The 25,191-nt window shown below is 58.8% G+C and carries 24 protein-coding genes; 14 read left to right on the top strand and 10 right to left on the bottom strand.

Annotation, left to right across the window (positions count from 1 at the left end):
* Nucleotides 1-28: 28 nt before the first annotated feature.
* Nucleotides 29-469 (bottom strand): GNAT family N-acetyltransferase, encoded by a 441-nt coding sequence (locus tag K8W16_RS11315; RefSeq protein WP_304123860.1) that lies wholly within the window; start codon nt 467-469, stop codon nt 29-31.
* A 275-nt stretch (nt 470-744) separates the two neighbouring features.
* Nucleotides 745-2,172 carry a ribosome biogenesis GTPase Der gene (der, locus tag K8W16_RS11320; protein WP_304123861.1) on the bottom strand — a complete coding sequence of 476 codons (1,428 nt, stop codon included), beginning with the start codon at nt 2,170-2,172 and terminating at the stop codon, nt 745-747.
* 392 nt (nt 2,173-2,564) lie between these two features.
* Between der and K8W16_RS11325 the strand changes: the two genes are divergently transcribed.
* From K8W16_RS11325 to K8W16_RS11345, 5 genes are all read left to right on the top strand, one after another.
* A complete protein-coding gene (locus K8W16_RS11325; RefSeq protein ID WP_077071475.1) occupies nt 2,565-3,830 on the top strand; it encodes a phenylacetate--CoA ligase family protein in 1,266 nt (421 codons plus the stop codon).
* An 831-nt stretch (nt 3,831-4,661) separates the two neighbouring features.
* Nucleotides 4,662-5,870 (top strand): dicarboxylate/amino acid:cation symporter, encoded by a 1,209-nt coding sequence (locus K8W16_RS11330; RefSeq protein ID WP_304123864.1) that lies wholly within the window; start codon nt 4,662-4,664, stop codon nt 5,868-5,870.
* Nucleotides 5,867-6,694 (top strand): aspartate/glutamate racemase family protein, encoded by an 828-nt coding sequence (locus K8W16_RS11335; protein ID WP_304123867.1) that lies wholly within the window; start codon nt 5,867-5,869, stop codon nt 6,692-6,694. The genes K8W16_RS11330 and K8W16_RS11335 overlap by 4 nt, the downstream gene beginning before the upstream one ends.
* The gene (locus K8W16_RS11340) at nt 6,691-7,692 is read left to right on the top strand and encodes a D-cysteine desulfhydrase (RefSeq protein ID WP_304123870.1); all 1,002 of its coding nucleotides are present in this window, start codon (nt 6,691-6,693) and stop codon (nt 7,690-7,692) included. The genes K8W16_RS11335 and K8W16_RS11340 overlap by 4 nt, the downstream gene beginning before the upstream one ends.
* 322 nt (nt 7,693-8,014) lie before the next feature.
* Nucleotides 8,015-8,710, top strand: a complete 696-nt coding sequence (locus K8W16_RS11345; RefSeq protein ID WP_304123873.1) for a GntR family transcriptional regulator — start codon at nt 8,015-8,017, stop codon at nt 8,708-8,710.
* 391 nt (nt 8,711-9,101) lie between these two features.
* On the opposite strand, the gene K8W16_RS11350 is transcribed toward K8W16_RS11345, so the two are convergent.
* The 3 genes from K8W16_RS11350 to K8W16_RS11360 all read right to left on the bottom strand — a co-directional run bounded on the left by K8W16_RS11350 (nt 9,102) and on the right by K8W16_RS11360 (nt 11,996).
* On the bottom strand, nt 9,102-10,154 hold the full coding sequence (locus K8W16_RS11350) for a L,D-transpeptidase family protein (protein WP_304123876.1): 1,053 nt from the start codon (nt 10,152-10,154) through the stop codon (nt 9,102-9,104).
* 157 nt (nt 10,155-10,311) lie between these two features.
* Nucleotides 10,312-11,610: an adenylosuccinate lyase gene (purB, locus tag K8W16_RS11355; RefSeq protein WP_304123879.1), complete on the bottom strand. Its 1,299-nt coding sequence runs from the start codon at nt 11,608-11,610 to the stop codon at nt 10,312-10,314.
* A gap of 8 nt (nt 11,611-11,618) precedes the next feature.
* Complete coding sequence (locus tag K8W16_RS11360) at nt 11,619-11,996, bottom strand: zinc ribbon domain-containing protein (protein ID WP_304123882.1); 378 nt, start codon at nt 11,994-11,996, stop codon at nt 11,619-11,621.
* 412 nt (nt 11,997-12,408) lie between these two features.
* On the opposite strand from K8W16_RS11360, the gene K8W16_RS11365 reads away from it, so the two are divergent.
* The 8 genes from K8W16_RS11365 (at nt 12,409) to K8W16_RS11400 (ending at nt 19,657) form a co-directional block, all read left to right on the top strand.
* Complete coding sequence (locus tag K8W16_RS11365) at nt 12,409-12,813, top strand: PaaI family thioesterase (protein WP_304123885.1); 405 nt, start codon at nt 12,409-12,411, stop codon at nt 12,811-12,813.
* The gene (gene coaE, locus K8W16_RS11370) at nt 12,806-14,455 is read left to right on the top strand and encodes a dephospho-CoA kinase (protein WP_304123887.1); all 1,650 of its coding nucleotides are present in this window, start codon (nt 12,806-12,808) and stop codon (nt 14,453-14,455) included. Before K8W16_RS11365 ends, coaE begins: the two co-directional genes overlap by 8 nt.
* Before the next feature lie 463 nt (nt 14,456-14,918).
* A complete protein-coding gene (locus K8W16_RS11375; protein ID WP_304123891.1) occupies nt 14,919-16,262 on the top strand; it encodes a circularly permuted type 2 ATP-grasp protein in 1,344 nt (447 codons plus the stop codon).
* A gap of 33 nt (nt 16,263-16,295) precedes the next feature.
* Nucleotides 16,296-16,976 carry an alpha-E domain-containing protein gene (locus K8W16_RS11380; protein WP_304123894.1) on the top strand — a complete coding sequence of 227 codons (681 nt, stop codon included), beginning with the start codon at nt 16,296-16,298 and terminating at the stop codon, nt 16,974-16,976.
* Nucleotides 16,973-17,800 (top strand): transglutaminase family protein, encoded by an 828-nt coding sequence (locus K8W16_RS11385; protein ID WP_304123897.1) that lies wholly within the window; start codon nt 16,973-16,975, stop codon nt 17,798-17,800. The genes K8W16_RS11380 and K8W16_RS11385 overlap by 4 nt, the downstream gene beginning before the upstream one ends.
* Nucleotides 17,797-18,261, top strand: a complete 465-nt coding sequence (locus K8W16_RS11390; RefSeq protein ID WP_304123899.1) for a succinylglutamate desuccinylase/aspartoacylase family protein — start codon at nt 17,797-17,799, stop codon at nt 18,259-18,261. Before K8W16_RS11385 ends, K8W16_RS11390 begins: the two co-directional genes overlap by 4 nt.
* 17 nt (nt 18,262-18,278) lie before the next feature.
* Entirely contained in the window at nt 18,279-18,734 is a 456-nt protein-coding gene (locus tag K8W16_RS11395) for a succinylglutamate desuccinylase/aspartoacylase family protein (protein ID WP_304123902.1), read from the top strand.
* Nucleotides 18,731-19,657 (top strand): M14 family metallopeptidase, encoded by a 927-nt coding sequence (locus K8W16_RS11400; RefSeq protein WP_304123905.1) that lies wholly within the window; start codon nt 18,731-18,733, stop codon nt 19,655-19,657. The genes K8W16_RS11395 and K8W16_RS11400 overlap by 4 nt, the downstream gene beginning before the upstream one ends.
* A 250-nt stretch (nt 19,658-19,907) precedes the next feature.
* On the opposite strand, the gene tgt is transcribed toward K8W16_RS11400, so the two are convergent.
* The 5 genes from tgt to K8W16_RS11425 form a co-directional block, all read right to left on the bottom strand.
* Nucleotides 19,908-21,056 carry a tRNA guanosine(34) transglycosylase Tgt gene (tgt, locus tag K8W16_RS11405; protein ID WP_304123908.1) on the bottom strand — a complete coding sequence of 383 codons (1,149 nt, stop codon included), beginning with the start codon at nt 21,054-21,056 and terminating at the stop codon, nt 19,908-19,910.
* 19 nt (nt 21,057-21,075) lie between these two features.
* On the bottom strand, nt 21,076-22,062 hold the full coding sequence (locus tag K8W16_RS11410) for a rhomboid family intramembrane serine protease (RefSeq protein WP_304123911.1): 987 nt from the start codon (nt 22,060-22,062) through the stop codon (nt 21,076-21,078).
* Between the two features lie 162 nt (nt 22,063-22,224).
* Entirely contained in the window at nt 22,225-22,437 is a 213-nt protein-coding gene (gene rpmB / locus K8W16_RS11415; protein ID WP_077071464.1) for a 50S ribosomal protein L28, read from the bottom strand.
* 258 nt (nt 22,438-22,695) lie between these two features.
* Entirely contained in the window at nt 22,696-23,715 is a 1,020-nt protein-coding gene (gene argF / locus K8W16_RS11420; RefSeq protein WP_304123914.1) for an ornithine carbamoyltransferase, read from the bottom strand.
* Between the two features lie 21 nt (nt 23,716-23,736).
* A complete protein-coding gene (locus K8W16_RS11425) occupies nt 23,737-24,291 on the bottom strand; it encodes an N-acetyltransferase (RefSeq protein WP_304123917.1) in 555 nt (184 codons plus the stop codon).
* Between the two features lie 399 nt (nt 24,292-24,690).
* On the opposite strand from K8W16_RS11425, the gene K8W16_RS11430 reads away from it, so the two are divergent.
* Nucleotides 24,691-25,191: glyceraldehyde 3-phosphate dehydrogenase NAD-binding domain-containing protein (locus tag K8W16_RS11430; RefSeq protein WP_304123920.1), on the top strand; the 501-nt coding region annotated here is incomplete at its 3' end.

Consider the following 25,191-nt stretch of genomic DNA (forward strand, 5'->3'; position numbering starts at 1 on the left):
ACATGCGAAGGGGTGTCATGGGAGAATCTCATACATTCAGGCAAAGGTGCAGTATGGGGAAGGGCAGGTTGAGCCCGTCTTTTTCATCACGCCCCATGACGGAGAACCCCATGTGCAGGTAGAAGGAAAGTGCTTCGGGATTCTGCTCGTTCACGTCCACGAAACGCGCTCCGCGCTTTAGAGCGAAGCGCATCAGCGCACCGCCCAAGCCTTTGCCCCTGAAGGAGGCGTCCACAAAGAGCATGTCTATGCTTTGTCCGTCCATACCCAGAAAGCCCGCCGCATGTTCCTTTTCCCTGACGATGAAGAGGTGGGGAACCTTGTTCAGCGCATCCCTTACCAGAGGGCGCAGCATGTCTATGTCGGCAGGGGAAAGAAAGCCGTGCGTGGCGCGCACGGAGGATTCCCAGACGGGGACAAGCTCTTCCACAAGTGCCTTTGAGCGAAGTTTCACTTCTTCAATATTCATGAAATCTCCGGGAGATGCGGCATTTTTGCGCCTGTGGCACAGCTTTTTCCGTACCTGGGCGGATGGAAGAAGGACTCCTCGCGTTTTATGAAGGTACGGGCAGTGAACTTTTTACGCAAGACGGCGGAAAATATTCTTCCAGATTCCTGTATTGCGGGTCGGTGCGTCGCTTTTTTCCGTTTCGGCCGGAAGAATGTTTTCGTAAAAAAGTGTTCTCCCTGCGACGAAAAGCAGCATCCGGGAGAAAAGGAGGGGAAAAGCAGGGTGCGCTGCACCTATTTCTTTTCCCTCTTGCTATGAGCGGAGCGCAGGTGCAGACGCATGGGCGCGTGGCGGATGCCGAAGATGCGGCGCAGGGAACGCTCCAGGTAGCGGGCGTAGGATTCGGCCACGCGGTCGGCGTCGTTCACGAAACAGACAAAGGTGGGCGGTTCACTCTCGGCCTGGGTGAGGTAGAAGAACTTGGGCCGCACGCGGCGCACCACGGGGGCCTGATGCCTGGTAAGCGTTTCCTCCATGGCGCGGTTGAGCAGGCCGGTGGATACGCGGGTCCCACATTCGGCATAAATGCGCTCCGCAAGAGGAATGAGCTTGTTCAGCCCTTCGCCCGTGCGTGCGGAAGCCGGTACCAGCGGCACATGATAGCAGAAGCTGAGCTCCTCCTGAAGGTTTTTCATGAGCTCGGTACGGGCCTTTGCGGGGATGAGGTCCATCTTGTTCACGATGATGAGGAAGGGCGTCTTGCGCTCGTCCAGCAGTTCGATGAGGCGCTTGTCCTGTGCAGTGAGCCCTTCGACGGCGTCGAGCAGGAGGAAGGTTACGTCGGCCTTGGTGGTGCTTTTCAGGGAGGAATTTACGGAAAAGCGTTCCACCGTGTCGGTGATGCGTGAGCGGCGGCGTACCCCGGCGGTATCCACGAAGGTATAGGTCTTGCCGTTTTTTTCCACCGTCACGTCCACGCTGTCGCGCGTAGTGCCCGCCTGGTCGCTCACGATCATGCGGTCTTCCCCGATGAAGGCGTTGGTCATGGACGATTTGCCCGCGTTGGGCCGCCCAAGCAGGCAGAGCCGGAGGTGATCGGCGACCTTACGGCGGCGGATGCCTGGCTTGTCGCGGTCTTCTTCCAGATCTTCCTTTTCCACGGATTCCTCCTCTTCCTCATCGAAAGCATCCTCTTCCGGGAAAAGCTCGCGGATTTCTTCCTCAAGGGCGCGCAGGTTATGCCCGTGCTCGGCGGAGCAGGCGATGAGGGGAAAGCCCAGACCGTGAAATTCGGCAAGCAGCAGCTCTTCTTTTTCCGCTCCGTCCACCTTGTTCACGACCAGCAGAATGGGCTTGTCGCATTTGCGAAGATAAGCGGCGAGATGTTCGTCGAAAGGCATGAGTCCTTCTTTGCCGTCCACCACCATGCAGATGACGTCGGCTTCCTTCAGGGCGGCTTCCGCCTGGCGCAGTATGTCGGCCTCGAAGCCGCGTATGCCGGCAGGCCCTTCGGCCACGGCCTGATGATGGTCAAGTGTGATGCCGCCCGTGTCGATGATGGCGAAGTCGCGTCCGTAGCGCGAACGCACCACGCCTTCCATACGGTCGCGCGTGACGCCGGGGCGATCATGCGTGATGGCGCGGTTACTGCGGATAAGGCGGTTGAACAGGGTGGACTTGCCCACATTGGGGCGTCCCAGCAGAACGACTTTGGGCATCATGGGCGGGCACCTCATAACGGTTTGTTGAAGCGTTACTTCCGGCGCTGGCGGAAGGGGGCGGAAGGAGGTTTCATGCAGGCTTGCCCCCCGGCGAAAAGCGCTCTGCGCGTTCCGCTGAGGGAAAGGAATGTCCTCCCGTGGTCTGAACCGCCCGGCGGGGAAGCTCCCGCCGGAAAGAACGGAGGCAATCTTTTACGCCCAAGGGCGGCGCATGTCCAACCTTTTTCAGGATACCTCTCACGGGAGGAGAAAATCAAGCGCGTTGAATTTAATACTTAACATATTGAAATATAACAATAAATAAAAAAATCCTTGCAATGTTTCCGCAATTCGTCTATAAAAGCGTTTTTTCCGCTCCAGAAAGACATATCCCTCTATCACGGAGTCCCGCCATGACCCGCAAAGATCGTACGGAAGGAATTTACAGCCGCCGCGAAGTGCTCGACGAGAGCGAACGCCGCCAGTATAACCTTATCCAGCTCAAGGATCTGCTCTCCTACGCCTACCGCTATTCGGAAGACGTGAAAAAGCGTTTCGACCGCGCTCAGTTCAACGTCGAGAAGTTCAAGACTCTCTCCGACCTCAAGCATATTCCCATCCTTAAAAAGAAGGAACTCATCTTCCTCCAGACCATGGGGCCGCGCCTCGGCGGTCTGCTCACCAAGGATATCGGCGAACTGCGCCGCGTCTTTCTTTCTCCCGGCCCGATTTTCGACCCGGAAGACCGCAACGACGACTATTGGGGCTATACCGAAGCCTTCTATTCCGTGGGCTTCCGCCCGGGCGATGCCGTGCAGGTGACGTTCAACTATCACCTCGCTCCGGCGGGCCTCATGTTTGAGGAGCCTCTGCGCAACCTGGGCTGCGCCTCCATTCCCGCCGGCCCCACCGACGCGGCTACGCAGCTCGATATCATGCAGAAGCTTCGCGTTTCCGGCTATGTGGGCACGCCGAGCTTCCTCATGCATCTTGCTCAGCGTGCTGAGGAAAAGGGCCTCAACCTGCGCAAGGATCTCTTCCTGGAAGTGGCCTTCGTCACCGGCGAACGCCTTTCCGAGAAGATCCGCAGCCAGATGGAAAAGAAGTACGATATCATCATGCGTCAGGGCTACGGTACTGCCGACGTGGGCTGCATAGGCTATGAGTGCTTCCAGAAGAACGGCCTGCATATTTCCAACCGCTGCTATGTGGAAATCTGCCATCCCGACACGGGCATCCCGCTGAAAGACGGCGAAGTGGGCGAAGTGGTGGTCACGGCCTTCAACAAGACCTATCCGCTCATCCGTCTCGCCACGGGCGACCTTTCCTACATTGACCGCACGCCCTGTTCCTGCGGCCGTACCAGCCCCCGCCTCGGCAGCATCGTGGGCCGCGTGGACACTACCGCCCGCATCAAGGGCATGTTCGTCTATCCCCATCAGGTGGAGCAGGTCATGGCCCGCTTCGAGGAAATCAAGCGCTGGCAGATTGAAGTTACCAACCCCGGCGGTGTGGACGAGATGGTGCTCTATGTGGAAGCGAGCAACTTCAAGCGCAAGGAAGAGCTTCAGCATCTGTTCCGCGAGCGCATCAAGCTGCGTCCCGAGCTGCGTATCCTTGCTCCGGGCAGCCTGCCTCCCCAGATCAAGCCCATCGAAGACAAGCGTGTCTGGGATTGATTTCTTCATGCTTTTGGCGGTGTGCCCGTGCGGCACGCCTGCCGCGAAACCGCCCTTCGGGGCGGTTTTTTTTATACAAAAACGGGAGCCGCAAGGAACATGCCTCACCAGGTTCGCCATGCTCCGTTATCATGGCTGATCTCGCCGAAGCGTGTTGTTTCTTGCCGTCTTTGATTCCCCCTGGAAGGCGCAGTCGATGCCGGAGAATTTTCTGCATCGGGAGAGCTGTTGTTTTCAGGGAATAGGAGCGGCGGGAAAGGTGTCGTGAAGAAGTGACGCCGCTTTCCGGGGAATCGGAAGGCGAGCCTGATTCATGTACGCGAAAAGGGGCGTTGTCGGAGAGTCCAGCGAATGTTTCGTCCACAGATGCGTCGGATAGGTATTGAGGCGAGATGAAGCCTCGGAGTTGCCGGGAGGCGGCGCGCTGTTGTCGATTCGGAGAGCATCGAGGAGTTTTTTCATACAGTTTTCTGAAAAAAAGGGAGAGAATGAGTTATTGCAGCCCCCTCTCTTGACAAGGAGCAGGATTTTTTTAAAAATGTCGACATTCGACAACTGTCTTGTGCCGTTTTTCATTTGCGGTGCAGGGATGAAGCGTCCTTTGTCGGGGAGCCGCAGATCTGCGGCCGGGGCCCCGGGGAGGCTTCAGCGGCTGGAGACTGTCAGCACTATCGCCCGGGAGAGGGCTCAGCGTTTGTAAAAAAGGAGGCCGGAAAAGGGACAGAACAGGCGGCGGAGGCGTCCTGGCCGGGCATGACGCGAAGAGGCGGCAGCGCTCTTCCGGCCGGCGGGGCGTGAGAAGCGTACAACGTATTTTTCTTGAGAGTTGCCATGTCAAAGCGTTTAGGTCTTCCCGCCCAGATGGGCATCGGTATGGTTCTCGGCGTCATCGTCGGCGCCATGGCTCCTTCCATCAGCATCGACGCCAGCTGGTTCAAGCCGCTCGGCGATCTGTTCATCACCTTGGTACGCATGGTGGTGGTTCCCCTGGTGTTCACTACCCTTGTGGCCGGTGCGGCGAGTGTGTGCGACGTGAAAGAGCTCGGTCGCGTTGCGACAAAGACTCTGGTTTACTACCTGCTTACCACCACCGTGGCCGTCATCATAGGCCTTATCCTCGCCAACCTCATCCGCCCAGGCCTCGGGCTTACCCTTTCCATGGAAAATCTTGCGGTGAAGGATGTTTCCGCTCCTCCGCTCATCAAGGTGCTCATGGATATCGTGCCCCTGAACCCCATCGACGCCCTGGCCAAGGGCAACATGCTCCAGGTCATTTTCTTCGCTATTCTGTTCGGCTTCGCCCTCAGTATGCTGGGTGAGAAGGGCCGTCCCGCCTTCGTGTTCTTCGACTCCTGCGCCGAAGTCATGATCAAGGTGACGGGCATTGTGATGCGCTACGCTCCCATAGGTGTGTTCGGACTCATGGCCTTCACCGTGGCCAATCACGGTCTCTCCGTGCTTCTGCCGCTCATCAAGCTGGTGGCGGTCATGTATCTGGCCTGCCTTCTTCAGATCCTTGTGGTCTATCTGCCCTGCGCCCACGTTGCGGGGCTTAAGCCCGGCACCTTCCTGAAGGGCCTTTCCGAGCCTCTCATCATCTCCTTCTCCACCTGTTCCAGCGCCGCCGCGCTTTCTTCCAACCTGCTTTCCGTGCAGAAGCTCGGCGCGTCCAAGTCTGTTTCCAGTTTCTCTATTCCCCTCGGCAATACCATCAACATGGACGGCGCGGCCATATACATGGGCGTAGCGGCCATTTTCGCGGCTGAAGTGTACGGTATCCCCATGCCGATTGATAAGCAGCTCACCGTCATTCTGCTCGCAGTTCTGGCGTCCATCGGTTCCATGGGCGTGCCCGGCGCGGCCCTCATCATGATCACCATGGTCTTCACCCAGGTGGGCATCCCGCTGGAAGCCATAGCCCTTATCGCAGGCGTGGACCGCATCATGGACATGGCGCGCACCACCATCAATGTCCTTGGCGACGCCACCGGCGCACTGCTGGTTTCCAAGCTTGAAAACGGCGGCAACGTCAAAGCATGACTGTGATTCAGCGTTTTACCGATCATCTGGCCGAGCCCCGCACCATAGGTATCGTGGGGGGGCTCGGCCCCTACGCGGGCTATGACCTTGTGCGCAAGATCTTCCGCTGGACGAAGGCCGGCGTGGATCAGGACCATCTGCCTCTTATGCTTCATTCTTTTCCCGGATGGATACCGGAGCGTCCCGCATTCCTGCTGGGCGAGACGAAGGAAAATCCGGGGGAGGATATCGGCGGCATCATGGCACAGCTTGCCGAAAACGGCGCACGGGTCATCGGCATGCCGTGCAACACCGCGCACAGCCCCCGTATTCTGAATGTGGCGCTGGAGCGCCTTTATGCCACGGGCCTTGACGTGACGTTTGTTTCCATCATCGAAAGTGCGGTGAAATATATGCGTGCGCTCTGCCCCTCCGGCGGGCGCATAGGGCTCATGGGTACGGTGGCCACACTGCATACCCGCCTGTATCAGGATGCGTTGGAAAAGGCAGGGCTTGACCCCGTGCTTCCCGATGAGGACGAATGTGCTCTGGTACAGCGCGCCATCAGCGATCCCGCGTTCGGCGTCAAGGCTTTTTCTGATCCGGTCACCTCCCATGCCCGGCAGATACTGCTTGACACGGCCCGCCGTCTGGTGGAGGTGAAACAGGTGGATGCCATACTCCTTGGCTGCACGGAAATACCGGTGGCGGTCACCGAGTCCAGGTTGTGGGACACTCCTGTCGTGGACGCCACTAGCGTGCTCGCTCGGGAACTGATCCGGGCCAGTTGCCCGGAACGACTCAAAGAATCCCCGGATTTTTCATCAGAGAAGGAAACATTATGAATCTCGCCAAGTTCCCCCGTCGCGGTTATGTCAAGGAAGTCACCCCCATCGAATACCTGCCCAATTTCTCCAAGGCTCTGGGCAACAAGGTCAACGTGTACATCAAGCGCGACGACCTGCTTCCCGGCTGTGCGGGCGGTAACAAGACCCGCAAGCTGGACTTCAGCATTGCCGACGCCCTCGCCCAGGGCGCCGATACCCTCATCACCTGCGGCGCGGTGCAGTCCAACCACTGCCGTCTGACCCTCGCCTGGGCTGTGCACGAAGGGCTCGACTGCCATCTCGTGCTGGAAGAGCGCGTGAAGGACAGCTATAATCCTGAAGCCTCCGGCAACAACTTCCTCTATCAGCTTCTGGGCGTGAAGAGCATCACCGTGGTGCCCGGCGGTTCCCCCATGATGGCGGAGATGGAAAAGGTGGCCGAAAAGCTGCGTGCGGAAGGGAAGAAGCCCTATATCATCCCCGGCGGCGCGTCCAACCCCATCGGTGCTCTGGGTTATGTTTCCTGCGCACAGGAAATCATGCAGCAGATGTTCGCCATGGGCATCAATTTTGACCATGTCATCGTGCCGAGCGGCAGTGCCGGTACCCATGCCGGCATGATCGCCGGCTTCTACGGCAACAATATGGACATTCCCATGTCCGGTATCGACGTGAGCCGCCCCGGCGACGTGCAGCAGGCTCTTGTGCACAAGCTGGCCCAGGAAACATTGGACTACATCGGAGCGGGCGTCCAGCTCCCCATGGAAAAGGTTGTCTGCTACGGCGACTACTATCAGCCCGGCTACTCCATCCCCAATGACGGCATGATCGAGGCCGTGAAGCTTCTCGCTCGTACCGAAGCCATTCTGCTCGACCCCGTGTACAGCGGCAAGGCTATGTCCGGCATGATCGACCTCGTGCGCAAGGACTACTTCCCCAAGGGCGCCAACGTGCTCTTCCTGCATACCGGCGGCTCTCCTGCCCTGTATGCCTACCTGCCCACCTTCCGTAAATAACGTGCCCGGGGTCTGATCGGCCTGTCGAGGGTACCTTCCCCGCCTTCGGAAGCCGGAAACGGTTTCCGAAGGCGGGATTTTTTAAGGACGCGGCTTTTTTGCTCCTGCACCGCAGAGGCGAAAGGGCGCGTCGCTCCCTCCTCCGCCCGTATGCAGGACTGTATCCGTGTGATCCCTGTCCGCAGGAGTTTTTCCGGCACAGGCGCGGGGTACCGGTTGAAAAGTGAGGCTTTTCAAGTGTAAGCTTTCAAGACAGGGCTTTTTCATACTTACGTCGGCTTCTCCCCCCGGAACGGCGTCCACCAGGAAACATCCGTCAGCCATGCAGTTCAAAAAAGAAACCTACAGTATTCAGGCAGCCTCGTATATACGCAACCTCATCCGCTCCGGTGTGCTCAAGCCCGGTCAGCCTGTGCGTGAGGCACAGATATCGGAAGAACTCAATATCAGCCGTGCGCCCATCCGGGAGGCGCTGCTTATGCTGGCGCATCAGGGGCTTATCAGCTCTGAACCCCAGAAGGGCAAATATGTCCGCTCCATGAGCGCCAAGGAAATTTACGACAGTTATGTGGTTGCGGGCATCCTGGAAGGGGCTGCCGTGGCTCAGTCCCTTTGCCGATGGACGGAGAAGGAGGAGTCCGCCTTTGCCGAGGTGGTGCGCCGCCTGGATGAACAGGTGAATTATGCTGTAGACCTCGACACGCTTTCCGAGATAGACGAGGCGTTTCATATGACGCTGCTTTCCGCCTGCACCAACGAGCGCCTTATCGACCTTGCCCGCACGTCCTGTTCCTCTCTTGCTAAGTTCCTTTATTATACCTACTGGCGCACGCTGTTCACGCCCAAGGAATTTTATGATCGGCATCACCTTATTGCCGAAGCGGTGCAGGGCAGGAATCTCATGCATATAGAGATGGTGCTTCGCGGGCACTATGAGGAAGTGGGCCTGCGCCTTTCCGAGCTGGTGCACGACGTTCCCACGGACGGCGGCAGGGCAAAGACGCGCGTGCGGGCGTAGGCAAAGTTTTGTTCCGCGCGTCGTCCGTCCGCCGTGAACATTCAGGCATGCCGGGAAAGCGCCATGGCCTTTGCAGGGAACTCTGCACTGGCCTTCGGAACAAAAGGCGCTTGGTCGGCAGGGGCTCTTTATGTATCGGGGGCATGGAGGCCGGTTCCGCGCGGTCATGATAAACAGTGGCGAGCGTCGCCCTAGCGTCAGGGCGGCGCCTTAGAACAAACGCCGCTCACCGCGTTTTTCCGCTTTTGCGGAGAGAGCTTTCCCCCGCTTTCGCACGGCCTTGCATACTGTATTCCCGGGCTTCACGCGGAGCTCCGCCCGCCCGGCGGGAGGTCAGCGTTTGCGGTGGTAAGGCGTTGGGGAGGAAAAGAGGCGCTTGCTCGGAAGCGCGTCAGTTCGGGATCCACACCTCGCCTATAATGAGGAATTCCCCCTTGTCGTCACTCATCCAGTACAGGGCCTGAAGGCCGTGATGGAGCACCCCCTTGCGCTCATAGCTTTTAATGAAGCAGGAGACCCAGTACCCCGGCCCCTCCATGAGGCGTATGCCTTCCCTGTCGAGAAAAAGTTCCTTTTGAACTGTGAATTCCGTGCGCAGACGTTTACGCAGTGAGGAGAATTTTTCTCTTCCTGCGCGGGGGTATTTCTTTCTGTCGTAGAGTTCAAAAAGGCTTTCGGACTGCTGGAGTCGCCGATCCATCCAGAGCAGTGTGCCGCAGCGTACCTTTTCTCCGGGGGAGAGCAGGACTGCGTCCGTTATGGGCACGATGGGAGGGGAAGCGAGGGGGGGGCAAGACTCTCCCGGAGCAACCTGTCCGGGCGGGGGGCATACTTCGGCGGGGCCGGAAGGCTGGTGGAATACGGAGGTGCTGCTCTGGGGCATGGGCGCGGGCAGCTTCTGCGCTCCGCCTTCCTCAGCCTGCACGCTTTCAAAAGGCGTGCCTTCCAGGTGTTCCGCCACGATGACGGGCGTACCCGGTATGAGAAGCGGCACGAGGTCTTCAATTTCATGCATGTCTATGGCCATGCAGCCTCTGGTGGTGAGCCCTTCTATGGGCTGCCCCTTGCTGTGCAGCCAGATGCCGCCGCCGGTCTTGCCGCGCAGGCGGTCGGCGGGGTTGGGATAGTTGAGGTTGAAGGCGTGCGGCCCGTACTCCATGAAGTCGAGTTTCCGCTCTATCTTATGCGTGATGAAATACACTCCTTCCGGCGTACGCAGATCTCCTTCCTTCTGCTTGTCGCCTTCCCTTCGGCCGTGGATGCAGGCGAAACGGCGGGTGATTTCAGGCTGCTTTCGATTTTCCACCTGAAAGAGCAGCTTGCGGCTCTTATCCGCGGCAAGGAAATATTCCGGCGCGCGGGAGGAAAGGCGGGCCGTCCATTCGGCAAAGGCCGTGGAGGGGAGCAGAAGGCAGGCGAAAAGAACAAAGAGGAGCCGGAGCAAGGGAGTCTCCTTGTGGGGTTGGAAGCATTGCGGGCGGAGGAAAAGCGCTGTTACAGATTAAAGGAAATCGTGCGGGATGACAATGCCGTATGAAAAAACGCCGCTCCGGCGTATGCGGAAGCGGCGTTTTTTCAGCTTTTCAGCCTTTTTCAGGCGGTTATTGTTCTGCGAGCACGCGGTCGACGATTTCGGCCTCGTAGCGGGTGTAGTGGTTGATATCGAAAATGGCGTCGAGCTCGGCGGGGGAAAGGTGGGCTTTGATCTCCTCGTCGGCGCGGATGAGCTCGGGGAAGGGCTTATGGGTCTCCCAGCTTTCCATGGCGCGTTTCTGCACCACTACATAGGCCTGCTGGCGGGGCATGTCCTTTTCGATGAGCGCGGTGAGCACCCTTTGCGAGAAGAAGAGCCCGTAACTGCCCCAGAGGTTGCGTTCCACGTTCTCCGGCAGGATGCGCAGCCCTTTGAGCAGGCGATCCAGGCGGTGCAGCACATAGTCCATGAGTATGGTGGAGTCGGGCGTGATGATGCGCTCCACCGAGGAATGGCTTATGTCCCTCTCGTGCCACAGGGCCTGGTTTTCCAGAGCGGCAAAGGCGTTGGAGCGGATGACGCGGGCAAGGCCGCACATGTTTTCCGCGGAGATGGGGTTGCGCTTGTGAGGCATGGCCGAGGAACCTTTCTGCCCCTTGGCAAATCCTTCCTCCACCTCATGCACTTCCGTGCGCTGGAGGTGGCGCAGTTCCACGCAGATGCGTTCCACCGTACCCGCGGCAATGGCCAGGGAGGTGAAGTAATGGGCGTAGCGGTCGCGCTGCACGATCTGGGTGGAGATGATATCGGCCTTCAGGCCGAGGATTTCGCAGGCGCGCGCTTCCACGGCGGGAGTAATGACGGTGTAGGTGCCCATGGCCCCGGAGAGCTTGCCGGTACGGATATCCTCCACGGCGTCTGCGAAGCGCTTCTTGTCGCGCAGGAATTCCGCGTAGAACCCCGCGAACTTGAAGCCGTAGGTCACGGGTTCGCCGTGTATGCCGTGGGAGCGGCCCATGCAGACGAGCCCCTGATGGGCGCGGATAAAGGTTTTCAGCGTGTCGAGCACAAGGTCGAAATCGTCGAGTATCATCCTGCCCGCTTCCACCATCTGCAGGGCCATGGCGGTATCCACCATGTCGGAGGAGGTGCAGCCGAGGTGTATGAAGCGCGCGGAGGGACCGATTTTCTGTTCCAGATAGGTGAGGAAGGCGATGACGTCGTGGCGGGTGACGGCTTCGATTTCAAGGATCTTGTCCTCGTCGAAGTCCACGTCCTGCAGGATGTTCTTCAGGTCCTCATCGGGAATGACGCCCTGCTCGTTCCAGGCCCGGCATACGGCCTGCTCCACCTTGAACCAGTAGCGGTAGCGGTTTTCCAGTGTCCAGAGACGGGCCATTTCCGGCCGGGAGTAACGCTCTATCATGATGGCCTCTATTTCGTTCCGGCGGTATTGTCCGCGCTTTTCGCGGGGGCCGGGCTTTCGGCTTTGGGGGTGGAAGGAGCGCTTTCCTCCGGCTTTTTATCGGACATGGAGGGAACGCCCTTGCTTTTGTCGAAAAGGTTGCTCGTGCCGTGCCCGTAGGAGGAGGCGAACCAGCCGCCGCCCTTGAGGATGAAGGAGGTGTTGGAAAGGATGCGGCTGCAGGGTTCGCCGCAGTCGGGGCAGGGCTGCGTTTCGGCGTCATCGCCGGAGTGCAGCCATTCTTCAAAGGTTTTGCGGCAGTGGGGGCAGGCGTATTCGTAAATAGGCATGGGAAAAAGGGGGTTGGGCAAAAAAAGAAACGGCGTGCCCGCACGGAAAGCCGACACGCCTAAAACCTACTCTGCAACCGGAAGGCCGCAGGAACCGACCGCCAGGCTTACTTCTTGGCAGCGGCCTTGGCTTCGTGGATGCGTTCCTTGATGCGCTTGGCGCGGCGATGACGACGGCGATCAAGTTCCTTGGCGCGTTCGATCTTTTTATGGGCCATGAGATTGCTCCTTAAAAGAAAATGTATCCAGAAGATATAAACTCTCCGGCGGGCGCTGTCCAGCGAAAGAAATGCGCCTGCACCGGACGTCCGCGTTTTTCCCGCGTTTTTTCCATGCTTCACACACAGGAGGGGGCGCGCGCCCGGCCTTCGGGAAAACGCTTCTCTGCCGGGCCTTTTCGTATTGCCCTTGTCAGGGGGAGGGGGCGCGCGTATGCTTATGCCCCGTACCATGTTTGCACGGGGGAGTCATGAGCGAAGTCATCACGGAAGGCACGCTCTCCAGCCTGCTGGGCATAGAGCTTGCGGGTTTTGAGGCGGACGGCAGGGGAGAAGTGTCCATGCCGCTGGACGAGCGCCATAAGAATGCGCTGGGCAAGGCCCACGGGGGAGCTGTCTTCACCCTGGCCGATATGGCCTTTGCCGCCGGCTGTCGGGGGGCGGGCCTTGTGTGCGTGAGCGCTCAGTGCTCCATTTCCTATCTTCTGCCCGGCGAGTGCGGGCCCCTGCGGGCCAGGGCCGTACCTGTCAAAATCGGCCGTACCCTCGCGGTATTCGATATCGCGGTGTACGACGGGGAGGGCAGGAATATCGCCAAGGCCGTCATGACGGGCTACATCATCAAAAGGCTGAAGGCCGGAGAAGGGCATGACTGAGCGCACGCTGCCGCCTGCGGCATGGGAAGAGGAATCCGACATTCTGGAAGAAGAGGGCCTCCGGGAGGAAGAGCGTATTTTCGTCGTGCCCCAAGGATCGCGGAAGATGCGCCTTGACGCATTTCTGGGCTCTGTGGCGGAGCTTTCCCGCAGCCGTCTGAAAAAGCTCGTGGAGCAGGGGCGCTGCACGGTGGAGGGGGCTCTCTGTACGGATGCGGATGCGCGCGTGCGTCCGGGCTGGAGCGTGGCTCTGCGCATGCCTGCCGCCTCGGAGAAGCTCCGCCCCGAAGAGGGGCCGCTCGATATCGTGTACAGCGATGAGGACATAGCCGTGGTGAACAAGCCCTCCGGCCTGACCATGCATCCCTGCCCGAGCTGCCCTGAAGGCACGCTGGTGCACCGGCTTCTCGCGCGTTTCCCGCAGCTTTCCCTTCAGGAGGGGCCGAGGCCCGGTATCGTGCACAGGCTGGACAAGGATACGTCCGGCCTTGTGGTCGTCGCCCTTTCCGAGCGGGCCAGACTGCGCCTCATTGAAGACTTTGCGGCACGGCGTGTGCATAAGACCTATCTCGCCGTAACGCGAGGAGTGCCCCCGACTGAAGGCATGAGCGATCTGCCTATAGGCCGCCACCCCGCCATAAAAACGCGCATGGCCGTAGTCCCCGAAGAGAAGGGCGGCAGGAGCGCCCTGACAGAGTGGAGCACGCTTTACGCTTCTCCCTCCGGCCGCTTCGCCCTGCTTGCCGTGCGATTGTTCACCGGCCGTACTCATCAGATCCGCGTACATCTCGCCCAGGCGGGATTCCCCCTGTGGGGCGACGCCGTGTACGGCCCGCAGGATAAGGTATCCCCGGCGGCACGGCAGCTTCTGCACGCATGGAAGCTCGATTTCGAGCACCCCGTCAGCGGCAGGCATCTTTGTTTTCTTGCTCCGCCTCCCGAAGATTTCCCCCGTGTCATGCTTGATCTGGAGCGGGCAACGCGGCGGGTCATCCTCACCGGTATGCCCGGCTGCGGCAAATCCGCCGTGCTGGAAAGGCTGGAAGCGCGGGGTATTCCCGTCTGGAGCGCGGATAAGGCCGTGGCGGCCCAGTATCAGCCCGGGGCCGACGGCTGGCTCCTCATGCGCCGGCGATTCGGAGAGGCCTTTTTCCATGCCGACGGCACGGTGGACAGGGCGGCGCTGACAGGGCTTCTGGCCGGAACGCCCGGCATGCGCCGGGAGCTGGAGCGCCTTATCCATCCTCTGGTGCGGGCTTCCATGGACGAATTCTTTCAGAAGGCCGGAGCCCGGGGCCGGGCCGTTGCCGCGGCCGAGGTGCCGCTCTGGTTTGAAACCGGCTGGACGTGCCCGGATGCGGATATCGCGGTCATAGCCTGCCCGGATGAGGTGCGGTACGAGCGCCTGCGAAGGACGAGAAGCTGGAGCGAGGAAAAAATCGCCGCCGTGGAAGGCTGGCAGTGGACGCAGGAGAGGAAAATCGCCGCCGCCGACCTTATCATCCGCAATGCGGGCACGCTGGAGGAGCTGGACGGGGAAGTGTCGCGTTTCCTTGCCTCGTTGCAGGAGAAAGGCAGGAAGGAGGAAGCGTCGCTCGGGGAGCGATGGCGCGGCCTGTGGAGTGAAGGCGTTCTCCCCTGAGAAGGCATAACGAAAGAATTCCGCAGCCCTTTTCAGGCAGGATCGTGTCGTTTTCTGAAACGCCGCTCCGGATCGTGTATGGTCCGGAGCGGCGTTTTGTCGTACGGGCCTGCCGGGATATTTCCGACAGTCCCGGCTTTCCTGTGAGGCAGGCGGAAGCGATGCAAAAGGAGCCGCGTTTTTTCCGGTAACGCATGTCCTGCGCGGAGTGTGGGACGCCCGCGGGTGGTGCCGCTTTTTCCTGAAATGGTTCCGCATATTGCCGGAAGCGAGGCCGTTATGAGAGGTTTCTCTGTACGGGAAAAATCCACCTTTTCACTCCGGCAGAGCAATTTTCTTTTTATTCATAGATTTCAAGGTGTCACATCCGCAAAAAAAGATGCCCCTCCCGGGCATTTTTTTTGGACAAAGTGGCATATCTTTTGCATAATTCATACACGGAACATATTAGCAGGAGTCTGACATGTATTCACTTGTAGAAAGCCGCGAAGCTGTGAACAACTGGCTGGAACGCTATGGCGTGCGTTTCGGAATCTACAAAAACGGCAAGTTCAAGGAACAGCTTTTTCCTTTCGACCCCATTCCCCGCGTCATTACTCCCGAAGAATGGGCCTATCTGGAAAAGGGCCTGTCGCAGCGCGTCAGAGCACTGAACTTGTTCCTTGCCGACATTTACGGTGAAAAGAATATTATTAAAAATGACATTGTTCCCAAATCCTTCGTCTATGCTTCCAAGGGTTATCTTCCTCAGTGCGAAGGCATACGTCCCCCGCACGGCGTCTTCGCTCACATCGCCGGTATCGACCTGGTGCAGGCCAAGGACGGGCAGTGGTTCGTGCTGGAAGACAACCTGCGTATTCCTTCCGGCGCTTCCTATCCGCTCATCGCTCGTTCCATCGCCCGCAAGGTCAGCCCGGAAACCTTTTCCGCAAATCATATAGAGGACAACCGCGACTACCCCCGCCTGCTGAAGAACATGATGGACAGCATGAACGTCAACGGCGGGCTGAACGTGGTCTTCACGCCGGGGCGCTATAACTCCGCGTTTTTTGAACATTCCTATCTTGCGGAACGCACAGGCTCCGTGCTCGCCTTCCCCGGAGATCTCATTGTGGAAGACAATCATGTGTATTATCAGGGTATCTTCCACGAAAAAACGCTGGTGGGCGCCATTTACCGTCGTGTGTCCGACGAATATCTTGACCCCATGTTTTTTGAGCCGACTTCTCTCCTCGGCGTGCCCAACCTCATGCAGGCCTATGCCGCGGGCAACGTGGCCCTGCTGAACAGTCCCGGCAACGGCGTGGCCGACGACAAGGGGCTTTACTATTTCGTACCCCGCATGGTGGAATACTACCTCGGCGAAAAGGCTATTTTGCAAAACGCTCCCACCTACCTGCCCTATTATGAAGAGGATCGAAAATACGTCCTCGTCAATACGGAAAAGCTGGTCATCAAGGACGTAAGCGAAGCCGGAGGATACGGCGTGGTGTTCGGGCGCGACCTGGAACGCGACAGGCTGGAAAAGCTGAAGGAGCTCATCATTTCCGAACCGCGCCGCTGGATAGCTCAGGAAGTGATTAACTTCAAGGACCTGGAAACCATGGAAAATCATGGCGTCGTCTACCGCAAGGCCGACCTTCGTGCCTTTGTGCTTTCTTCCGCCGACAATACGGTGGTCTGGAAAAGCGGGCTGACTCGTTTCGCCCGTCAGGCCGACTCCTTCGTGGTCAATTCCAGCCAGGGCGGAGGCTTCAAGGATACCTGGGTGATGCGCGATCATCAGTCGCTTCCCCAATCGTTCTAGCCTGTTTCCACCGTTATACGAAAAGGATCTGCCATGTCTTCCATATCTCCCGCCAAGGCGAACCATCTTTTCTGGCTGGGCCGTTATGCCGAACGCCTCTTTGCCCAGCTCCACTTCCTGCGTTATTACTACGACCTGTGCCTGGACGAAGGTCGGGAGGACGCCCTCCAGATCTACTGCCGGAAGCTCTCCCTTACGGACTGCCCTTCCGACAGGGAAAACTTCCTGTATCAGCATCTTTTCGAGAATACGCCGGGCTCGCTTCTCTACTGCCTGGAATGTCTGAACGACAACAGTATCGTGCTGCGCGAGGAACTGACTACGGCATCCATCAGCTACGTGAACCTCTGCGTGGCCACGCTCAACCACTGTCGCCACAAGCAGGATATCAATATCGTCCGCCTTCAGCCTATTACCGACTATATTCTCTCCTTCTGGGGTTCGGTGTTCCAGCATGTGACCAATATTGCCACTCTGGATATGCTTTTTGTAGGCAAACATGTGGAATATATTGATATATATTCAAGATTCGACTATCCTTTCAAGCGCGTCGCCGCCGAATGGGAAAGTCTGGATCACCGCCTGCGGCATATGGAAGACATGGTGGATGAGCGTTGCAGAAACGAGCTCAGGGAGATATTCTCCGACGGGCGCGACTTCGAGAAGAAGATTCCCGAGGCGCTCCGGTCGTTGAATTCCCTGGTCTTGGTATGAAGCGTTTTTCCTATCGCTGCGAAAGCAGCATTTATTTCTCCACGCCGGTCTCCGCGCATACCTGGCTTCTGCGCTGCATGCCGAAGGCGGAACCTTTTCAGCGTGCGGAGCGGGCATCTTTGAGTGTGGGCGTCACGCTCGACGATGGTTCCGTTCTTCCCCTGAGCGTCAGCCGGGGGATCGACGCTTTCGGCAGCGCCGTGCAGACGGGGTACGTTGCGGAGAAACATTGCCGCTTCAGCATCCTTTCCGAAGGCGTGGTACGGCAGACGCCGTATCGCATCTGCGGTACGGCGCACGGCATGTACCTGGAACATACTCCGCTCACGCTTCCGAGCGGGGAGATGGTGCGTTTTGCAAGACAGGCGAAGGGGGATGCGGCGAAGGGCCTTTCCGAGGCTCCGCCGCCGTGCGGCCCCGTGCTGGAGAAGGCTCTTTCGTTTTGTTTTGCCGTGCACAGACACATGGCTTATACTCCCGGAAGCACCACGGTGAGCACTACTGCGGCACAGGCTTTTGCCCTGGGGCGGGGCGTCTGTCAGGATTACGCCCACATCATGCTCGCCTTGCTCCGCTCCTGCGGAATCCCGGCGCGTTATGCCTGCGGTTATCTTGTGGGAGAAGGGGCCACGCACGCCTGGGTGGAGTTCTTTGATCAGGGCGTGTGGAGAGGGCTGGACCCTGCCAACAACCGACTGCTGAGTTACGGCTGCATCAAGGTGGCCCATGGCCGCGACAGCGCCGACTGCCCCGTGAACAGGGGCATATTCCTCGGCGGGGCCGCACAGCAGAACACCCTAGCTATCAGAGTGGAAGAACTATGATTAAAACCGTCATTTCCACGGAGCTGCCCGTGGATGAACATCTGCTCATCCGCAAGAACTGTATTTCAGGGGGCTCCGGGAAAAAGCGCATCTGCATCGTCACCGGCACGCACGGCGACGAGCTGGAAGGGCAGTACATCTGTTACCGCATCGGCAGCATCCTGCAGGAAAATCTCGACAAGCTGGACGGCACCGTGGAGATCTACCCCGCCCTCAATCCTCTGGGCATAGACTCCATCACGCGCGGCATTCCCAACTTCGATCTGGACATGAACCGTATTTTCCCCGGCGATCCCATGGGCAGTATGGCGGAGAACACGGCTTACAACCTGATTGAAGATCTGAAGGGTGCGGATCTGGTGCTGGATATCCATTCCAGCAATATTTTCCTGTATGAGGTGCCGCAGGTCCGCATCAATCAGCTGACGGCGGAAAACTGGTACCGCTGGCAACGTATCTGAATCTGGATTTTCTGTGGGTGCATGAGGCGGCCACCGTGCTCGAAGCTACGTTGGCCTATTCTCTGAATGCTCTGGGCACGCCTACCCTGGTGGTGGAAATGGGCGTGGGCATGCGCATCACCAAGAGCTACGGCGATCAGCTGGTGGACGGCATATTGAACCTCATGGGCCATCTCGGCGTCTGGAAAGGCGAGGTACCCGCTCCTCCCGCCGGGCACAGGACCATTCTTTCCACCAGGGGCTCCGTGGAATTCATCAATGCTTCGGCTTCGGGAGTGTTCATCCCGCTTATCCGCCAGTCCAATGAAGTCGAGGCCGGCCAGCCCATAGGCCGCATAGTTGATCCTCTGCGCGGTGCGGTGCTGCAGGAAGTGGCCGTGGAACAGCCGGGTTTCGTCTTCACCATTCGGGCCTATCCCGTGGTGTATGAGGGCTCGCTTCTGGCGCGTGTCTACAGGGAGGACAAAGCATGAAACGTGAACGCCTTTTCGTCATGTCCTCGCCTTTCCGCGACGAGTTCCGCATCCATGGTTTCCGTTTCGGTTCCGGCAGAAAGAGTATGGCCATAGTGGGCGCCATGCGCGGCGACGAGCTTCAGCAGCAATTTGTCTGCTCCCGCCTCGTTCATACTCTGCAGGATCTGGAGGAGAGGGGCGAGCTCATGCCCGGGCATGAGATCCTCATCATCCCTTCGGCCAATCCCTTTGCCATGAACATAGGCAAGCGTTTCTGGGCCATGGACAATACCGATATCAACCGGATGTTTCCCGGTTATCCCCTGGGCGAAACCACGCAGCGCATCGCCGCCGCACTTTTTGAGCATATACAGGGCTATCAGTTCGGTGTGCAGCTTGCGAGTTATTATCTGCCCGGGGATTTCATCCCCCATGTACGCATGATGCACACCGGCTATGAAGATGTGGAACTTGCCCAGGGCTTCGGCCTGCCCTACACGCTGGTACGCAATCCCCTGCCCATAGACACCACGACGCTGAACTATAACTGGCAGATATGGGAAACCCAGGCATTTTCCGTCTATGCCGGGCACACCGGCATCATCGATGCGTCCACCGCCGACGACAGCCTTTCGGCCATACTGCGTTTCATGGCCCTGCACGGGCTCATCCGGCACCGCCCCCATCCGGGGTATTATTCCCAGGTGGTGCAGGAAGATGAGCTCATCAATGTCAAGGCCTGCCGGGCGGGCATCATGTACTGCATGTGCAAGACCGACGACCTTGTGCGTCGGCATCAGCGCCTTGCCCATATTCTCGATCCCTACGACGGCTCCGTGCGCTGGGAAGTGCGGGCCCCGGAGGACGGCACTGTGTTTTTCATGCAGACGTGCCCTCTGGTGCTGGAAAACTCCGTGCTTTTCAAGCTGATCCCGAATTGAGCGACATTTGCCTCTTTCCGGCCGGCGTTTTCGGACGCCGGCTTTTTTTTGGACTTTTTGAGGAGAGGAGTGTTTCCGGTGCTGCCCGGGGATGGTGTCGGAAGGGTGGGAACGGACGTGTGCCGGGGAGAAGCTCGCCGTATTTGCCGGAGCGTGCTGTTTTTCTGGAAGTATGCCCTGCCGTGAACAGGGAAAAAGAAAGGGCCGCCTTCAGGCGGCCCTGCATGGGAAAAGTCCTGTGCCTGGCAGGTTAGGCCTCGGGCGCGTCGAAGAGCAGATCTTCCTCGGGGTATTTCTCCTCGTACTGCGCTTTGAACTCGGCATAGCGGCCTTCAAGTATGGCCCTGCGTGCTCCGCGAACCATATTCAGAAAATAGGTCACGTTGTGCAGGGAGTTGAGGCGGAAGGCCAGAAGCTCCTGGCTCACATAGAGGTGACGCAGGTATGCCTTGCTGAAGGTGCGGCAGGTATAGCATTTGCAGGTCGGGTCAAGGGGGGAATCGTCCTCGGCGTACTGTGCGCGTTTGATGTTGATTTTGCCTTCCGAGGTGTAGAGCGTGCCGTTGCGGGCGTTGCGGGTAGGCAGTACGCAGTCGAACATGTCCACGCCTTCCTCTATGGCGTGCAGGATATCCAGGGGCGTGCCCACGCCCATGAGGTAGCGGGGTTTGTCCTGCGGCAGCACGGGATCGAGCACGCGCAGGTTCTTCATCATGAGATTTTTTGGTTCTCCCACGGCGAGGCCGCCTATGGCGTAGCCTTCAAAGCCGATGTTCATGAGCTGCCTTGCCGAGGCTTCGCGAAGTTCAGGGTAAGTGCAGCCCTGCACGATGCCGAAGAGCAGATTCCCCGCGCTGTGGGCAGGGTAGGCTTCACGGCAGCGCGCAGCCCATTCAGTGGTGCGCTTCACGGCTTTTTCCGCTTCTTCATACGTTGCACCGTAGCCGAGGCACACGTCAAGCGGCATCATGATATCGGAATTCAGGTTGCGCTGTATGGAAATGACTTTTTCCGGCGTGAATATGTGTTTTGAGCCGTCGATATGGGAGCGGAACTCCACACCGTCCGCCTTCATCTTGTTCAGCTTGCTCAGGCTGAAGGCCTGGAATCCTCCGCTGTCGGTGAGTATGGGTTTGTTCCATCGGATGAATTCATGCAGGCCGCCGCGCCGGGCTACGAGTTCATCGCCGGGGCGCAGGTAGAGGTGATAGGTGTTGCCCAGAATGATCTGCGCGCCCGTCGTCTCCAGGTCATCGGGGGCCAGGGCCTTCACACTGCCCACCGTGCCCACGGGCATGAAGATGGGAGTTTCAATGACGCCGTGCGCGGTGTGGAGAAGTCCTGCGCGGGCGTTGCCGTCCTTGCCCAGAAGTTCGAAGGTGCCGGGGGCTTTATCCATAATCTCCTCGGAGTGAAGGTTAAAGTGCTGCTTTCCAGCATAAAAGCAGGAAAAGGGGGGCGGCGCAGCCGAGCAGCCATTCCATGGGGCGGGGAAGAGCGTCATGCCGGATGGCGAAGCTCACGGCAAGCCCGATCAGGAAGCCGGAGAGAAGGCCGAAGATATGCGCGGCATAGTCGGTGTTCTGCCCTTCGGACCCCAGCGTGGCGAGAAAGGCCAGGCCGGCGGCCACAGGGAGCGCCAGGCGGCGGAAGCCGCGCGCCGGGCTTCTCACCACGATATCGGCGCAAAGCAGGCCTACGCTGGCAAACATGGCTGTGGAAAATCCGAGGCTCGCATAGCCGGGGTCGCGGTAGAGAGCGTTCATGGCATTGCCCAGCATGCCGGAAACAAGAATAGCCGCCACCGTGAGGCCGAGACCCAGCCGACGGGCCAGAAGCAGAAGAAAGGGAATGCCGAACAGAACATTGCTGAAAAGGTGCAGGCTGTCGGCGTGCAGGGTGAGGGCCGTGGCCGTACGCCACCATTCCCCGGCACGCACAGCAGTCACGTCCAGCCGGCCGCACATTTTCCAGTAATCCGGGTCGGGGACATGCTCGAAGGGCAGGGGCCACCAGCCCATGGTCAGGCCGTGCCAGAAAATGAGAAAGAGCATGACGAGCATGGCCCAGTGCGCATTGTGCTTCGGCGTGAGGCTGGGCGGAGGCAGGGGCTTTTCTGAGGCCACGTCGGCAAGCTCCATGCGGGCGATGGTCTCGAACATGGCGGGTACGAAGGCCCGTGCCTGGGAACCGTGCCCTGTGATGAGATAGGGAATGTCGCGTGAATCAAGCACGAGGCGCAGAAGTTCCATCTGTTTCGTACCGAGGGCGGGAAGCTGTCTGCCCATGTACTCCGGCCCGTGAAAGTCCACCACGCGCCAGGTTGCCGGCACGCGCGCCGAGCGTCGCCACATGGATATGCAGCGTCTGGGGCGATGACGGAAGGGGGCGCGGATCTCGTTCATGATATCTGTGCACCGTGAAGGCGCCTGAAGGCGGCGGGAGTTGTTTTTCTCGGGCGCTTCACATGGGGAGAACGCGGCCGGAAAAGTCCCTTGCGGATGAGAACGATTAATCAAAAAAGGCGGAGATGTTATCCCCGCCTTTGGAAAGATCGGCAAGCCTGATTATTCGGCGTCGTTCTTGACGACGGGCTTCACCACGGCGCCGGAACGGAGGCAGCGGGTGCACACGTTGATGGTGCGCACGGTGCCGTCGGCATCCTGATGGCGGACAGCCTGCAGATTGGGATTGAAGCGACGCTTGGTCTTGATATTGGAATGGCTCACAAGGTTGCCCACCTGAGCTTTCTTGCCGCAGATCTCACACTGTTTACCCATGGTATATCCTCCATAAAAAGCCCGAGTGGGGCGGAATGCTGCTTGAACGCGATACTTTCTGTATCGTAAGGACTGCTAGCAATAGCCTGAATTTTTGAAAAAGGCAAGCGAAAAAGGCGGACAAGTTCTGCCCGGAACAAGACATGCCCGGTCGTGACCGTTTTTTTCGCCGTAGCCGGATTTTTTTGGGGGAGAGGCCCGGCCGTTTCCTTCTCCCCGAATGAGCCTGCGGGGGGAAGTTCCTTCCCCGCCAGCCTGCTAATCTTCAAGGAAAATGGGCGGAACGTCCGACAAAGTGGCGACCATGACGGCCTTGATGGTGTGTTTGCGATTTTCCGCCTCATCAAAAACAATGGAGTTCGCGGACTCAAAGACTTCTTCCGTCACTTCCAGAGCTTCAAGTCCGAATTTCTGATAGATGGATTCGCCCACGGCCGTTTCCCTGTTGTGGAAGGCGGGCAGGCAGTGCATGAACTTGCATCCGGCATTGCCGGTCAGTTCCATGACGCGGGCATTCACCTGATAGGGCAGCAGCAGTTCGATGCGTTCCTTCCATACCTCGTCGGGTTCACCCATGGACACCCATACGTCGGTGTAGATGAAGTCGCAGCCTTTCACCCCTTCGGCCACGTCGCTTGTGCGGATGATTTCCGCGCCCGATTTTTCCGCCTCGACAAGGCAGAGATGGTAGATTTCGTCGCTCGTCTGAAGCGCTGCAGGGGCCACGGAACGGAATTTCATGCCCATTTTCGCCGCGCCCATCATAAGGGAGTTGCCCATATTGTAGCGGGCGTCCCCGAGGTAGGCGAAGGTGATATCCTGCAAGGGTTTGTCGCAGTGCTCCTGCATGGTGAGAAAGTCGGCGAGAATCTGCGTGGGGTGGGCTTCGTTGGTCAGGCCGTTCCACACCGGCACGGAGGAAAATTCCGCGAGCTTTTCCACAATCTCCTGCCCGAAGCCGCGGTATTCTATGCCGTCGTACATGCGGGAGAGCACACGGGCGGTGTCGGCCATGGATTCCTTCTTACCTATCTGGGAACCGTCGCTCAGATAGGTGCAGTGCGCACCCTGGTCGAAGAGCGAGGTCTCAAAGGCGCAGCGCGTGCGGGTGGAGGTTTTTTCAAACACCAGGGCTACGTTTTTGCCCTTGAGAAACTGCGGTTCTTTCCCTTCCTTGTTAAGCTTCTTGAGGCGGGAGGCGAGAGTGAGCAGGAAGTTCAGCTCTTCGCGGGAAAAGTCGGCGATTTTCAGAAAGTCACGATTTTTGAGGCTGCGCATGGTAGGCTCCTGTATCCGTCTTTAGAAGTGCAGCATCATGCCGACTTCGTCGCATTTGTAGAACTTGGGGCATTTGCTGCATTCGGCCCAGACCACGGGCGAGAGCGTGTCACGGTCCACGGCGGTAAAGCCGAGGGAGGAGAAAAAGCCCGGGGCCAGGGTGAAGGTGAACACATGCGCCGCGCCGAGGGCGCGCGCGTCGGCGATGAGATCCTGCACGATGAGGCGGCCTATGCCCTTGTGCTGAAGTTCGGGATGGACGGCTACGGAGCGCACCTCGGCAAGGTCTTCCCAGAGTACATGCAGGCCGCCGCAGGCAAGGACGATTTCCTTGTTGCCCGCCATGGCGGTGATGACGCGATAATCCTGAATGTTCTGGTACAGATAGAGCGGCCCTCTGGCCAGCATGATGCGGGCGGCGGCAAATTCGTTGATGAGGCTGGACATGCCGTTCACGTCCTGTATCCTGGCCTTGCGGCTGGTGAAGCGGGCAGGAAGAGTCACGGAGCTGAGGTCGGGCAGCGTGGACTGTTCGCCGGGCAGCGCTTTCTGCGGCGCTGAGTTGAAAGGATGCATGAGGTCCCCCCCCTCTGAAAAAATGGATGAGCCGAACCAATATCCCCCTTTGCCCGTATTTGGCAAGGCTTTCCCCCGGCCGTGAGGCGTGCATCGGCGAGACGGGAGTTTTTCCGCCATGCCGTGAAAAATGCTTTTTCATGAAAAGCTGGAGAGTTGGCGCGAAACAGGTTGAGTATGTGAGGCACGGACGGGCGTAAAAAGGGGAAATCGGATATCAAAGATTTGCGTATTCTGGGAATTTTTGATATCCTGTCTTTCGCTCTTGTGATTTTTAAACGCGGTGGCAGAATCGCTCGGGACGCCGTACGGAAAGGCTGATCCGTAAGCATTGTGCAGGCGTCGCGCAAGACATATTCCACCAAACGTGCCCGGCTTTCCGGGCAAAGGAAAGGAACCATGAAAAAGGTAAGAGTTGCTATCAACGGCTTCGGCCGTATCGGCCGTCAGGTCTTCCGCGCCATGTATGGCAAGTACGGCGAAACCGCCGAAATCGTGGCCATCAACGACCTGATGGACGCCAACACCAATTTCCATCTGCTCCAGCATGACAGCGCTTACGGCCCCGCCGGTTTCACCTGCGAAGTGGCCTCTGAAAAGACCTCCGTGGGCGGTGTGGACTGCACCATGGTCAAGGTCGGCGACTGGAACGTGGCCTGCCTCGCCGAACGCGATCCCAACAAGCTTCCCTGGAAGGATCTTGATGTGGACGTGGTGGTGGAATCCACCGGTATCTTCCGCAGCGCTCCTCAGGCCGGCGTGCATCTGGAACGCGGCGCCAAGAAGGTTATCATCTCCGCTCCCGCCAAGCAGCCCGACCTCACCGTGGTCATGGGCGTGAACCAGGACATGTACGACCCCGCCAAGCACAACATCCTGTCCAACGCCTCCTGCACCACC

The sequence above is a fragment of the Mailhella massiliensis genome, from assembly GCF_020741395.1.
Taxonomy (GTDB): Bacteria; Desulfobacterota; Desulfovibrionia; order Desulfovibrionales; family Desulfovibrionaceae; genus Mailhella; species Mailhella massiliensis_A.